Below are 15,569 nucleotides of genomic sequence, written 5' to 3'. Positions count from 1 at the left end.
GGCGCGCATGGCACTGTTCGACTACCAGGCCGCCAACGCACAGGGGCGCATCGAGAAGGGACAGCTGGACGCCGACAACGCGCGCGGCGTGCGCCAGCAACTGCGCGGGCGTGGGCTGACACCGGTACAGGTATCAGCCGCGCGAAATTCCGGCAGTGGCTGGGGCATGCGCAGACTATCGGCCAGCGAACTGGCCTGGGCCACGCGGCAACTTGCCAGCCTGCTGGCCGCCAGCCTGCCGCTGGAAAGCGCGTTGAGCGCGGTGATCGAACAGGCCGAACGCCCGCACGTTGCACAGGCACTCACTGCGGTGCGTGGCGATGTGCGCGCCGGCCAACGGTTGACCGTGGCGCTGGCGGCGCGGCCGCGCGACTTTCCCGCGATCTATCGTGCCCTGGTGGGCGCGGGCGAGGATTCCGGCGATCTGGCGCGGGTGATGGAGCGCCTGGCCGACTACATCGAAGAGCGCAACGCGCTGCAGGCGAAGGTGCTGACGGCGTTCATCTACCCGGCGGCGATCAGCCAGGTGTCGGTGGCGATCGTGATCTTCCTGCTCAGCTACGTGGTTCCCCAGGTAGTGACTGCGTTCGTGCAGGCGCGGCAGACGCTGCCGATGCTGACCCAGGTGATGCTGGCGGCCAGCGCGTTCGTACGCGCGTGGGGCATATGGACGGGATTGGGCATCGGCGCGCTGATGGTGGGCTGGCGGCTGGCCCTGCGGCGGCCGGAGCTGCGCCTGCGCTGGGACACCCTGCTGCTGCGCGTACCGATGGTGGGGCGCTTCGTGCTGGGCGTGAACAGCGCACGCTTCGCATCGACACTGGCGATCCTGCTTGATGCCGGTGTGCCCTTGCTGCGCGCACTGGACGCCGCACGACAGACACTGGGCAATGCGCTGCTGGCGCGCTGTGCCGATGATGTGGCCGCACGCGTGCGCGAAGGGACTTCGCTTGGCGCTGCGCTGAAGGTGCAGAAAGTGTATCCGCCGATCCTGGTGCATCTGGTGGCCAGTGGCGAGAAGACCGGATCATTGGCACCGTTGCTTGACCGCGCTGCACAGACCATCTCGCGCGAGATTGAACGCCGTGCAATGGCACTCACCGCATTGCTGGAGCCAACAATGATCCTGGTGATGGGCGGCGTGGTGCTGACCATCGTGCTGGCCGTGCTGATGCCGATCATGGAAATGAATCAGCTGGTGCAGTGATGCGCGAAGCGCATCACGGGTAGCGACGGGCCATGCCCGGCGAGCGCGCAGCGCGGCAGGCCTTCGATTCTCCACACAATCCTCCACACCTTTTCTCGATCTTCCACAGGTTTCTTAAGCGGCCTGTCATCGGCGGCGACCAGCATGTCCCTGTCGCCGCAGAGTGGGCTGGGAGGCCCTCGGCGGCAGCAGGCGTGTAGTGACCGTTCCTCCCTTGGTGTTTCACCTTCGCAGTAAACCCTTCAGGAGAAGATCATGACCAAGTACAAGACCCTGGCCGCGCTGGTTGCTGCCGCGCTGCTCGCCACTGCCGGTGCCGCTTCGGCGCAGACCGTTACCGGTGGTGGCGCTTCGCTGCCGGCCGACCTCTATAAGGGTCAGACCGACAGCATCCTGCCGGCCAACTTCAGCTACGCCGTGACCGGTTCGGGCACCGGCAAGAAGGCGTTCCTGGAGAACAACTCGGCGCTGTTCTCGACCACCGGCACCGTGCATTTCGCCGGCAGCGATTCGGTGCTGAGCAGCACCGAACTGAACACCTACACCACCAATTTCAACCAGCCGACCAATGCCAACCGCTACGGCGCGCTGATCCAGGTGCCGTCGGTGGCCACCTCGGTCACCATCCCGTTCAACAAGGCCGGTTCGGCGGTGGACCTGAGCGTGGCGCAGATATGCGGCGTGTTCTCGGGTGCGATCAGCGACTGGTCGGCCATCGATGCCAACCGCAGCGGCCCGATCCAGGTGGTCTACCGCCCGGAAAGCAGCGGCACCAGCGAAATGTTCAGCCGCTTCCTGACTGCGGCCTGTGCGGCTGAGAACGCTGCCACCTCGAACCTGGTGGGCGGCAAGTTCGCCATCAAGTCGACCTTCGCCGACCTGTACAAGCGCGATGCCAACGGCAACCTGCCGGCATTCCTGGTGGCCGCCCCGGCCACCGGTGGCACCTCGCTGTACAACGCCGTGTACGCGCAGGCCGGCCGCATCGGCTATGTGGGTCCGGACGTGATCCCGAGCCTGACCGATGCCACCAAGGTTGCAAAGGTCAAGGGCTTCTCGCCGGACCAGGTGAGCGTGCAGGCCACCCTGGACACCGTCGCTCCGCCGACCGGCGCCGATGCCGAGAACCCCGCCAACTGGGTGCCGGTGTTCGGCAACCCGTCGGCCGGCTATCCGATCGCCGGCTACACCAACCTGGTGATCGGCCAGTGCTACAAGGATTCGAGCGTCGCCACCAGCCTGCGCGGCTTCCTGGCCCGCCACTATCCGGCGACCTACACCGTCGCGTATGAGAAGTCGATCACCGACCACGGCTTCATCCCGCTGACCAAGGCCTGGCGCGATGCGATCCGCAACCGTTTCGTGCTGGCCAGCAGCACTGCCGGCCTGAACAACCCCAGCACCTGCGCTGGCATCGGCCGTCCGCTGTAATCCGCAGCACCGGTTGAATCCTGTTTGACCCGACGCCGGCCGCTGGGCCGGCGTCGCCATTTCCGCGACGGTGCTGCCGCCGCAGTGTCTCGCTGTCGGCTTCGTGTCACGTGAACCGTCTATCAGGGGCAGGGCATGCGTTGCGCGTGCCTCCCCGATCGTCGCCGCAGCCGCGGCCCACCAGGTTGATGAGGTTCCGATGTCGCACCCGCTCCCGTCCGCTGTTCATCCGGCCGCGTCGATGCGCCGCAATCATCCGATGGCGTGGGCCATCGCGGTCGCCCTGGGCAGCATGGTGGCCCCGGCCAGCCAGGCGCAGCAGGCCTTCAGCCCGGGCTGGTTCGCCGACCGCGGCGCGGCCCAGGGCAGCGCGGCACAGAGTGGCCGCATGCCCAACGGCGTGCCGATCCAGTTCCAGTTGCCGGCCCAGCAGCAGGACGCAGCACGGCAGAAGCTGCAGCAGTCGATCGACAATCTCGGCACCGCGGCGCAGGCGATCACGCTGCAGCAGCGCCTGCAGGAGCAGGCGCGGCAGGCGCGCCGCGAGGCTGGCTTCATCGTTGCCGATGGCCTCGGCAAGGATGGCCTGAGCGTCGACCAGAATCCGCTGACCCGTGGCTGGCTCAATGCGCGCGAGGCGATCCAGTCGCAGGGCAGCGACGGGCGGGTACAGGTCACGGTCGAGCAGACTGCGGACAAGGCGATCCTGAACTGGGAGACCTTCAACATCGGCGGCAACACCACGCTGAACTTCCTGCAGAACCCGGACTGGGCCGTGTTGAACCGGGTCAATGACCCGGCTGCGCGGCCCAGCCAGATCCTGGGGCAGCTCAACGCCAACGGCACGGTGTTCGTGGCCAACCGCAACGGGGTGGTGTTCGGTAACAACAGCCAGGTCAATGTACGCAACCTGCTGGCGGCCGCAACACGGATCAGCGATGCGCAGTTCCGCGACAACGGCCTGTACAGCCCCGACGCCAGCAGCAGCGCGCTCAGCGATGCGTTCGGCAAGGTGATGGTGGAGCAGGGCGCCCGCATCGCGACCCATGAGCCGACCAGTGCGACGCGCGGCGGTGGCTACGTGCTGCTGGCCGGGCACAGCGTGGAGAACGCCGGCCAGATCGAGGCGCGCCAAGGGCAGGTGCAGCTCGCTGCCGGCGACAGTTTCGTGATCCGGCGCGGCGTGGGTACGGCGACCAATACCAGCTCCACCACCCGCGGCAATGAAACCGCGCCGCGCTTCATCGCTGGCAGCACGGCTGGCAGCGTGCGCAACACCGGCCTGCTGCGCGCCCGCGAGGGTGACGTGACCCTGGCCGGGCGCAGCGTCGAGCAGGCCGGCGTGGCCGTGGCCAGCACCACGCTTGCACAGCGCGGCACCGTGCATCTTCTGGCTTCGGCCAGTGATGCCGGCAGCAGCGTCACGCTTGCCGATGGAGCCACTACGGCGGTGCTGATCGAGGACGACGGCAAGGCCAAGGTGCTTGATACGCAGCGCGACAGCCTCATCAAGGAATCGGCGGAGCAGGACGCGATCCGCGCCGGTGCGCGCTCGGCAACCTTCGACAATCTGTCCCAGCACAATGATCGCCGGGACCAGTCGCGGGTGGAGATCGTCTCCGGTGGCAACATCCATTTCAGTGCGGATTCGCTGACGGTTGCCACGGGCGGCCAGATCATCGCCGATGCGGCAGCCCGCAGCTACGTAGACGACGCGGCACGCTTGGACGTGTCCGGCGCAGTGGGCGTACAGGTGTCGATGGAGAGCAACAATGTCCAGGTCAAGGTGCAGGGCAACGAACTGCGCGATGCCCTGGACAACCGCGATAGCGGCAAGCTGACCAGCAGCGAGGTCTGGATCGACCGCCGCAGGCTGGTCCACGTTCCGGCCGGTCCCGGGGGCTACGAGGGGGAGCGCTGGTACGCGGCGGGTGGCCTGCTGGAAGTGGGCGGATACCTCGACAACCAGGGCACTCGATCGGCGAATGGGCCGCGCAGGGAGGCACTGTCCTGCTGGGCGGCAGGGAAGTGGTCACGCATGGCGGCTCACGCATCAACCTTGCCGGTGGCAGTCTGGATGTGCAGAGCGGCGTGATCCGGCAGAGCTGGGTGCGCGGCGTCGATGGCCAGGTCTACCGCCTTGATGATGCGCCGGCGGAGATGCTGTTCGATGGGCTGTACAGCGGCCATGAAGTGAAGCAGGAGCGCTGGGGCGTCACCGAGACCTTCCGTGATCCGATCGTATTCGCGGCGCAGCGTGTCGATAACGGGTATACGGTCGGCCGCGACGCAGGCCGCCTGATCGTCTCCGCACCGACCGCGGTGCTGGATGGGCAGGTTGAGACTGCCGCCTTCCAGGGCGCGCAGCAGAACCGCAGGCCGGATTCCGCGCTGGAGGGTTATGCGCAGGCGCAGACGGCGGCCGCGCGTAATGCGCAGCTGTACCTGGGGCGCTACGACGGCCAGGGCCGCAGCGGTGTGTTCGGCTCGGAGGTGCGGCTGGATGACAAGGCTCCGACGAAGGCGGCGTGGTCGCTGCTGGCGCCGGTCGACGAGGAGCGGCGTGACACGGTGTGGCTGGATATCGCAGCGCTGAGTGCCCAGCAGTGGGGACGGATCGACCTGGCGACCGCCGATGGCATCCGCGTCGACGGCAGCCTTCGGCTGCAGGCAGGCGGACAGCTCAACCTGACCGGCAGCGAGGTGGAATTGGCAGGCGACATCGGCATTGCCGGCGGCCAGCTGTCGGCGGGCAACCTGCTGGATGTCCAGGGCCGGCCGACGGCGCTGCTGCACGATGGCCGCGCCCGCACCGCCATTGCCGACGGCACGCGGATCGATCTCTCCGGTGAATGGAGCAATGAGTCACTGGAGATGCCGCTCGACGCCAGCGGTGCCTGGACGGATGGCGGCCGCCTGAGCCTGAGCAACAGTCATGACGTGGTCGTGGGCGCCGAGGCAACGGTTGACGTCGAGGCCGGCGCCGCGTTGGACCTGCGCGGCAAGGGCCGCATCGGCAAAGGGGGTGGCGTCAGCCTGCAGGCGAACAGCAGCACGGTTGCGACCGACGGCAGTGGCCGGGTGCAGCTGGGCGAGGGGAGCCGGTTCAGTGGCCGAGGACAGGGCAGTGGTTCCTTCTCGCTGGGAACCGGTGGCCACGTTCGGGTGGGCGATCCGGACCCGGCGGGCACGTCGCTGCGACTGGACCCCGGCCTGTTCGGCAGTGGCTTTGCGCAGTACGACATCAATGGCCACCAGGGCGTGGAGGTGGCCGATGGCGCCCGGCTGGTCGCGGTCCTGCCGGGCCTGCGCTTGACCCAGGGCGCGCGGATGGCAACCGATCGGGCGTCCGCACTGGCGGCGTGGGATGCGCCGCTGTACAGCGCCGATCCGTCGAGTGGGCGCGTCAGCCAGCGCGCGGGCGCGAGCATCAGCCTGCGTTCGGACCGCAACAGCGTGGGCGGTGACCTGCGGGTCGGCACGGATGCGCTGGTGGCGGTCGATCCAGGGCAGACGATCTCGCTGCTTGGGGCAGGCAACATCGATGTTGAAGGCACGCTGCGCGCCAAGGGCGGCCGCATCCTGATCGACGATGTGCGACCGGAAAACGCTCTGTACGCCGGGCAGCGCACCGAACGCACCTGGCGTTTCGCCGAAGGCGCGCTGCTGGATGCCGATGCAGACGTGATTTCGCTGCCCGATGCCGGCGGCCACCTGCGCGGGCAGGTGCGCGCGGGTGGACGCATCGAGATTGGCGGGGCGCTGGACTGGGAGACCACAGCATTCGTCGACAATCGACCACCGGAAGCCTTCGTGGTGGTCGAACGCGGTGCGCGCCTGCAGGCGCGGGGCGCGTCGGCCGAACTGGACATCGACGGTCAGGGCCGTGTGCGCGTGGACAGCGACGGCGGGCAGATCGTGCTGCGCTCGGCCAATGCGCTGTACCTGGACGGCGGGATGGACGCGGCCGCCGGTGGTGCCGGCGCACGCGGTGGCACGCTTGGCCTGGCCTTTGGCGGCAGCATTCACGCACGTGGCGCCAGCGAGGAGGTACTGCGGGCGCGTGCGATCAGCCTCAGCCAGCACAACGCACCGGCGCAGCCACTGCCGGCCGCATTGGAGTATGGCCACGCGGCGTTGTCGGTCGAGCAGCTGCAGGCCGGCGGCTTCGACAACCTGTCGGTGTTCGGTGACATCCGCGCGGTCGGCGATGTCGACCTGCGCCTGGCCCAGAGCCTGCGCATCCACGGCCAGGGTACTTCGAGCCTGGGCATGGCCGTGGATGCCGGGCCGTCCTCGGGGCTGCGACTGGGTGCGCCCTACGTCCGCCTGGCGCAGGCACGCTGGCGCCAGATACCGGGCGAGAACCTGCTGGTCACGGCCGAAGGTGCCTCGGCAGCGCCGGACCAGCGTGCGCTGGCGGTGCAGGCCGAGCTGATCGACATCCGCGACGTCACCTGGCTGCCCGGGTTCGAACACGTGGCGCTGGAAAGCCGCAGTGATGTGCGCCTGACCAACGGCATTGCCAGCAGTGGCAACACCAGCGCGTTGATCACGGCCGGTTCGATGGACGTGACCGCTGCCCGCCTGTACCCCACCACGGGGGCGGTCGGCACGCTGGTGGCCGGCGCTTCGGCGCAGACCGTGGATAGCGCTGATAACTGGGCCGATCCGGGCGCCGTGCTGCGCATCCACGGCATCGGTGGAGGCACGCAGCCGGTGCCGGAATCGGCGCTGGGCAGGCTTCGCCTGGTGGCCGCCACAGTGCAGCAGGGCGGTAATGTGCAGGCGCCGATGGGCTCGCTGCAGCTGGGCGGCCTGATCCAGAACGGAACCGTCGGCAGCCGGGTGGAACTGCTGCCGGGGAGCGTTACCTCCACCAGCGGTGCCGGCCTGTCGCTGCCCTACGGTGGCACCGTCGATGGTGTTGACTGGCGGGTCGGCACGCGCAGCGTGAGTTCGCTGACGCCGGCCGGCATCTCCTCGATGGGGGTGACCCTGAAGGCGAACGAGATCGAGGTGGCGCCGGGGGCACTGCTGGACATGTCCGGCGGTGGTGAGTTGACTGGTGCGGCCTTCGTGTCGGGGCGCAGTGGCTCTGTAGACGTGCTGCGCGCGGCGTTGGCCGACGCCAATCCGCGCTATGAATTCAGTGCGTCGGGCAACCCGGTGTACGCGATCGTGCCGGGACGCGCCGGGACGTTCGCCCCCAGCGGCGAGGAAGGATTCGCCACACCGGCGGTGGGCCAGCAGATCACCGTGCCGGCGGGCGTGCCTGGCCTGGCGGCAGGCACCTACACGCTGATGCCGGCCAGCTATGCGCTGCAGCCCGGTGCATTCCGGGTGGAGCTGGGCGCCACCGGCACCTCGGGCATCGTGCAACCCATCGCGACCGGCACCGGCACCTGGCGTGTGTCCGGGCAGCAGCGAACGGCGCTCGGCGCGGCAATCTCGCCGTTGCTCACCGACATCCTGCTGACCCCCGCCGCAGTGGTACGCCGGCACTCGGGCTACAACGAAACTTCCTACAACAGCTTCGCGCAATCGGTGGCCGACCGACGGGGCGAGTCGCGTGGCTGGCAGACCATCGATGCGCTCGGGTTGACCCTTGCGCTGGGTGAAGGCGCAGGTCGTGCAGCAACGCCTGCCATCCGCTTCGCCGGCACCGCGCGGTTCGGCGCCGCCGCCGACAAGGGGCGCGGCGGCACGTTGTCAGCCACGTTGGCCAGCCCGGCGATCGGTTCGCTGGAGATCGTTGATGGCGGCGCGCAATCGCAGGCGCATGATCGCGGTGCCACCTTCAGCGACGACGCGCTCAATGCCTTCCTGCCGGCGCGGATGATGATCGGCGGGCAGTTCAACCAGGAGGCCTCGCAGGTGGCGGTGACCGGCCAGGCGCGCAGCGTGGCGATCCGTTCCGGCGTCACCTTGAACGCACCGGAAGTGCTGGTGGCAGCGGCCTCCGGTGGCAGCGGCGTCCTGGTCGAGGCCGGTGCGACCCTCGATACACTGCCCTTCGCATCCGCCAACGCGAATGCCAGCGCGACCCTGCCTTACCAGGTCTCCGGCGGCCTGCTGGCGGTGTCCAACCAGCGTCTGAACCTGATCACCGGTACCACCGGCGTGGAAGCCGGCCCGGTAGCGATCGACATCGGGGGGTGCCAGACGGCGTGCGATGGCCAGACGCTGCTGGTTTCCGATGGCAGCATCGCGGTAGCGACCGATGGCACGCTGCAGATGCGCGACTCGGCCAGCTATGGCACCCGCCAGCTGGGCCTGAGCATGGCGGCGCTGAACCTCGGCAGTGCCGAAGCGATCGCCCAGGCCGCTGCGGCAGAGGCGCTGCCCAGTGGCATGACCATGAACCAGTCCGTGCTGCAGCAACTTCTGCGCGGCAATGATGCCTCCGGCGCGCCGGCGCTGGACACGCTGAGCCTGGTCGCGCGGGATTCTGTCAACGTGTTCGGCAACGTCGAGCTGGACGCGCGCGACAGTGCCACCGGCCGCAGTGGCCTGCAGACGCTTGTCCTCGGTGCGCAGGCCATCCGCGGCTACGGTGCGGCGACCGACCGTGCGCGCATCCTGGTGGACACGCTGGTCTGGGACGGCTCATTGGCGGCGAGCCAGGCGCCGGGCAGCGACGCGTCGGTGCCGCCGGCCGATCCGATGGTGGACCGGCTCGGCGCCGGGCAGCTGGACATCTTCACCCGTCAGCTGCAGCTGGGGCGGGCGCCATTCAGCCGTCCCAGCTCTGAAGTACCTGCGAACCGGCAGGTACTCGGATTCAGTGCGCTGAACCTGAGTGCTTCCGAGCAGCTGTCGTTCTCCGCGCAGGGCACGCTGGACGTGTTCCAGCAGCGCGGCCACTATCTGGCCGACAAGGGCTGGCAGTACAGCGGAGGCAGCCTGGGTATCGATACACCGCTGTTGACCGCCGATCCCTCCGCGCAGCTGCGCGTGCACACCGGCGGCGACTTCCGCCTGCAGGGGGGCGTCGGCAAGGCGGGTGGCGATGCACTGGGCAGTGAGCTGAGCATCGACGCCAACCGGATCACGCTGGACAGCACGATCGCGCTGGCGTCCGGACGGCTGTCGGCGAACGCACGCGAGGGCATCACGCTTGGCAGCCGGGCCGCGCTGGATCTGGCCGGGCGCAAGGTCTCGCTGTACGACGTGGACAAGTTCAGCTGGGGCGGCGATGTCCTGCTGTCCACCTACACGGGTGACATCCGCGCCGATGCTGCCTCACGCATCGATGTTTCCGCCCGCAACAACCGCGGCGGGCGCCTGACGGTCACCGCAATGGCCGGTCAAGCCGATCTGGCCGGTGTTCTGCAGGGTGCCGCCAGTGGTCGCTACGATGCCGGTGGCACGCTGGTGCCCTACGACGGTGGCGAACTGGTGGTGCGGGCACGCCAGCTGCAGGACTTCACCGGCCTCAACCAGCGATTGACCGCCGGCGGCGTCGTCGGCGGTCGCAGCTTCCGGATCGGTGAAGGCGATCTGCGGATCGGCGACGAAGTGAAGGCGCGCCGGGTCGACATCAGTGTCGATGCGGGCAGCCTGACCGTGGCTGGCCGCATCGATGCCAGCGGCGAGCAGGTCGGCAGCATCCGCCTGTATGCCCGCGATCAGCTGCAGGTGGACGGCACGCTGGACGCGCACGGCACCGGCCTGCGCGTGGACAGCCATGGCAAGATCATCGACAGTCCCAACCGGGCTACGATCACGCTGGGCAGCGCCGAAGGTGCCGTCGGCCTGGGCAGCGCGGCGCAGCTGGACCTGCGTACCGGCAGCGACGTTGCCGTCGGTGATGGTCAAGGCCAGAACGATGGCACGCCGCGCGGCACGCTGAAGATCGATGTGCCGCGGCTGGGCAGCAACGACGCGGCGATTGCCGCAGCCAACGGCCTGCGCATCGACGGTGCGGCCAACATCCAGCTCAATGGTGTCCGCCGCTACGACGATGCGCCCCTGGCCACCACTGCTGATGTGCGCGGCAACCGCTCGCAGCTGGTCACCCAGCAGTGGCTGGACCAGGTGGTCGATCCGCACAGCGTGGCCTGGATCGATGGCGCGCTGGCCAATCCGGACCTGCAGCAGCGCACGGCCGCGCTGGGCGATGTCCGCCTTCGTCCCGGCGTACAGGTGGTGGCGCGTCGCAGCGACGCCAACCCGGAGGGCGACCTGACCATTGCCGGCGACATCGATCTGTCCGGCTACCGTTACGGGCCCGATGCCAACCGCGCCGATCCATCGCGGCGTGGCTTCGGCGAGTCGGCCTCGCTGGTGCTGCGCGCCGAAGGCAACATCAACGTCTATGGCAGCATCAACGATGGTTTCGCACCGCCGCCGTCCACGCCGGACGAGGGCGGTTGGCAGCTGTATGAGGGTCGCAATGGCAGCGCGGGGCACACCCCCTTCGGTGGCGGCCTGGTGGTGCCGGTGGACGGGGTGAAGCTGCAGCCGGGCACCGAGTTCCAGGCCGGCACCCGCCTGAACTATGACGTGCCGGTCGAATCGGCAACGCTTCCGGTCGGCACCGTGCTGCCCGCGCCGATGGTGATCTCGCAGACCCTGAGCCTGCCCGCGGGCACGGTGCTGGGTGCGGCGGTGACCACCGACGCCGGGCAGACGCTGGCGGCGGGCACCGTGCTGCAGGAGCCGCTGGTGCTGGCGGCCGGTGCGCGGCTGGGCGCCGGCTTCCGCCTGCGCAGCGCGGTCCAGATGGCGGCACAGGAGTGGCCCGCCGGCGCGGTGCTGCCGGTTGCGCTGCGGCTGGCGCGGGAAGTCGAGCTCAAGGTGGGCGCGTACATCCCATCGTTGACCAAGGTGGAGCTGGCCGGCGACGCGCCGGTGAATCTGCGGCCGGCCGACGCCAACGGCAACCAGGGACGCAACTGGGCGCTGGCGCCGATGCTGGCCGAGGGCACCACCTCCTGGGACCTGACCGTTGTTGCCGGTGCCGATGCCGGTGCCGCCGATCCACGCAGCCGACGCTGGGGCAGCGAAGGCAGCGTGGTGCTGGCCGATACCCACCAGGGCTCGATCGGTACGGTCAAGACCGAAATCATCTGGGTGGGCGATCGCGCGTTGACCGAGCAGGCATCGCTGGACTGGATCGGCGACACCTCCTATGCGGGCCGTCCGATCGCGGAGCTGGCCGACATGTTCGGCTTCACCGAAGACGAGTTCTGCGCGATGTCGGCCGACTACTGCGGCCCGGCACCCCGCCAGGTGGCCGCACAGGGCTCGCTGGACTACTGGGGCGACGAGTCCTACGTGGGCACCCCTGCGAAGGACTTCGCGGCGATGTTCGGCATGACCGAAGACGAGTTCTGCAGCACCGCACCCACCTACTGCGCCGGCGGTGGCACGCAGACCGAAGTGACCACCTACGGCAAGCGCGCGGGCACGCCGGCCTGGAGCGTGCTGCGCACCGGCAAGGGTGACCTGGAACTGCTCGCTGCCAATGATGTCGTGATGAAGTCCGGCTTCGGTGTATACACGGCGGGCACTCCCACCACGCTGGGCGAGGGCCGCGACGCTGCCTTCAATTCGCCCCGCGCAGCAGCCCCCAGGAACACGGCACTGCTGGGTCCGAACCTGGTGCCGGGCAGCTATGATGCCGCGTTGGCCGGCTACCAGGCCTGGTATCCCGATCATGGCGGCAACCTGCGCGTCGAAGCCGGGCGCGATATCGTCGGTGACGTCTGGACCGGGCGCGCAGAGTCGGGCACCAGCGAGCGCGACTGGGCGCTGTACTCCAGCGCCGCGGTCGGCAATTGGCTGTGGCGGCAGGGAACCGGCAGCACCACCGGCGTGGAGCCGGTGCCGACCAGCTGGTGGGTGAACTTTGGCGCCTACACCAACGTGTCCGCTGCCGCTGGCGCCTCTCCGCGGATGGTCGGCTTCACCGGCTTCGGTACATTGGGTGGCGGCAACCTGACGCTGGAGGCCGGGCGTGACGCCGGCGTGCGCGATGCGATAGGTGATGCGCTGGGCTCGATGATCGCACCGCGCTCGGGTGCGATCATCGCGGCGGTGGGATCGACCGGCCGGGTCAGCGATGGCCAGCTGCACCTGACCGGCGGCGGCGACCTGCAACTGCGTATCGGTGGCGCACTGAATCCGAATCTGCGGGCGACGTTCTCCAGCCTCAATGCCTCCAGGGCGGGACAGAATCTCGACCTCAACGGTACCTTCAGCAATCTGCGCGGCAGCCTGCAGCTCGACGCGGGGCGCATCGGTGCAATGGGCGTCACCCTGGAAAGCTACGCGACGCTGGGTCAGCAGCGCGCGGCAGACCTGTTTGCGCCCGACGCCGCCCGCGCGATGGGCGGGCCGGTGCTGGTGCTGGGCGACGCCGCCGCGCAGCTGCAGGCACGGGGCGATGTGGTGCTCGGCGGCGTCGCCGATGCTGGCCGGGTTCCGCTGGCCAACTACAGCGCGGTGTTGCAGGATGATGGCGCGCGCGCTGCAGGCAGCACGTGGTTCTCCCTGTGGACCGCCAACACGGCCGTGGATCTGTTCAGTGCCGGTGGTGACCTCGCGCCGGGCCTCGCCGGGCCGGAAAACGTGACGGGCAGCAATCTGTGGCGCGAACAGGTCCAGCTTGTTGTGCGCGGTGGCGATGATCTGCTGAATTACTGGCTCTATCCTTCGCGCTTCAGTGCCGTTGCTGCGCAGGGCGACATCAAGCTGGACCGGATCAGCGCCACGCTGGGGACGCAGGATGTGATCCTGCTGGCACCCTCGGCGACAGGACGGCTGGACGTCCTGGCCGGTGGCGGCGTCTTCGCCCAGCGTGGTGCGACCCAGATCGCGCGCTCCGCCAGCGACGCGCGCCTGCCGGGACCCTTCGATCCGGCATTCATGGCCGAGCAGCGGGATTCCAGCGGCAATGTGACCCGCTCGCGGCACAACCTGTCGGTCGACGGCAACATTGCATCGCCGGACGCGTCGCTTCCGCTGTTCGCGTTCGGTCCGAATACTCCGCTGTCCACCGTGTCTGCGGCCCTGGCGCCGAGCCGTTTCTACGCGGTGCAGGGCGACATCATCGGTCTGGCCACCGGCGCCCGGCGCACGCTGAATCCCAACGGGGGGCAGCGCACGCAGCTGAACTGGTTCGAGGCCGCCGGCGCCGTGCAACTGCGGGCAGGCCGGGATATCCTCGGGGTGTCGATGACCGCGTTGAACACCGCGCCCACCGACATCACGGTGGCGGCGGCGGGCCGCGACATCGTGCATCTGGACGCGACCATCGCCGGCCCCGGCAACACCGAGATCAGTGCCGGCCGCCAGCTGCGCCAGGAGGATGCGGGCAGCATCGTCAGCCTCGGCGGTATCGTGCAGGGTGACACCCGGCCCGGCGCCAGCATCGCGCTGACGGCCGGCAACCAGGAGATCGATTTCGCAGCCCTGCGTGCCCGCTATCTGGACCCAGTCAACCTTGCCGATTCCGCGCAATCGCTTGCATCGCAGCCCGGCAAGGCGGTGAAGATCTATGACAAGGAACTGAAGCAGTGGCTGCAGCAGCGCTTCGCTCTGGCTGCCGATGGCGCCGAGGCGCTGGCCGTGTTCGACGCATTGCCGAAGGAGCAGCAGCGCATCTTCCTGCGCCAGATCTATTACGCCGAGCTGCGCGAAGGTGGACGTGAGTACACCGATGCGGAAGGGCCACGCTTCGGCTCCTACCTGCGCGGGCGCGAGGCGATCGCCACGCTGATGCCGGACAAGGATGGGACTGGCGCAACCATCAACCGCACTGGCGATATCGTGATGTACGGCAGTTCCGGCGTGCGCACCGAAGCGGGTGGCAACATCGAACTGATGGCACCGGGCGGACAGATCGTGGTCGGCGTGCAGGGCGTGGTGCCTCCCGCAAGTGCGGGCCTGGTCACCCAGGGGCAGGGTGACATCCGTCTGTTCAGCCAGGACAGCGTGCTGCTGGGCCTGTCGCGGGTGATGACCACCTTTGGCGGTGACATCCTGGCGTGGTCGGAGCAAGGTGACATCAATGCCGGTCGTGGTTCGCAGACCACGCTGCTGTACACCCCGCCGCGCCGGGTCTATGACACCTGGGGCAACGTGATCCTGTCGCCGCAGGCACCGGCCAGCGGCGCCGGCATCGCAACGCTGAACCCGATCGCCGAAGTGGCGCCGGGCGATGTCGACCTGATCGCGCCGCTGGGCACCATTGATGCAGGCGAGGCGGGTATCCGCGTGTCAGGCAACATCAACCTGGCGGCATTGCAGGTGCTCAACGCCGCCAATATCCAAGTGCAGGGCGACAGCAAGGGCCTGCCGGTACTGGCATCGGTGAACGTCAACGCGCTGGCGTCGGCAAGCGCTGCGGCCAACAGCGCCAGCCAGGCCGCACAGGACGTGATGCGCAAGAGCCAGGACGATGCGCGGCGCAACCAGCCGTCGGTGATCAGCGTGCAGATCCTGGGCTTCGGCAGTGCCAGCAGCAGCATCGATCCACCAACGCGCGGAAACACGGCCGCCGCCACGGGCTACGACGTCAACAGCGCCTTCCAGTTTCCGCAGGCGCGCGCAGACGCGGGCAAGCAGCAGGTGCAGTAGATCCACGGCATGCGTGGATGCAGGGACGGTGCGGACCAAGGTCCGCACCCACGGGGCGCAGCACACAGGATCGGGCCAGCTGCCAGGGAGCGGTGGCGGCCCCAGCCAGGACGGCACCGAGGGCAGGGAGCAGCCATCAGCGGTGAGGACCACCTACACGGCGCCGCCGGGCGCGGGACAGCGCCCGGCGGCAGGCGGGCCATAGATCCACGGCATGCGTGGACGCATCTCAGTAGATCCACGCCATGCGTGAATGTCGTCCAGTAGATCCACGCCACGCGTGGATGCCTCTCAGTAGATCCACGCCATGCGTGGATGGCTGGGTCAGCTTCAGTGCCGACCA

At 68.8% G+C, this 15,569-nt stretch carries 2 protein-coding genes and 1 pseudogene; all 3 read left to right on the top strand.

What is annotated here, in order from left to right; all coding sequences use genetic code 11:
- Positions 1-7 precede the first annotated feature (7 nt).
- Positions 8-1,207 carry a type II secretion system inner membrane protein GspF gene (gene gspF / locus D0Y85_RS11380; protein ID WP_117310543.1) on the top strand — a complete coding sequence of 400 codons (1,200 nt, stop codon included), beginning with the start codon at positions 8-10 and terminating at the stop codon, positions 1,205-1,207.
- A gap of 255 nt (positions 1,208-1,462) precedes the next feature.
- Entirely contained in the window at positions 1,463-2,638 is a 1,176-nt protein-coding gene (locus D0Y85_RS11375) for a substrate-binding domain-containing protein (protein ID WP_117310542.1), read from the top strand.
- Positions 2,639-2,837: 199 nt separating this feature from the next.
- Positions 2,838-15,226, top strand: a pseudogene (locus D0Y85_RS11370) (filamentous haemagglutinin family protein).
- Positions 15,227-15,569 lie beyond the last annotated feature (343 nt).

The organism is Stenotrophomonas sp. G4 (genome assembly GCF_003428825.1).
Lineage (GTDB): Bacteria > Pseudomonadota > Gammaproteobacteria > Xanthomonadales > Xanthomonadaceae > Stenotrophomonas > Stenotrophomonas indicatrix.
Note: the sequence above shows the minus strand (reverse complement) of the source record. Positions and strands in the feature narration are given on the sequence as shown.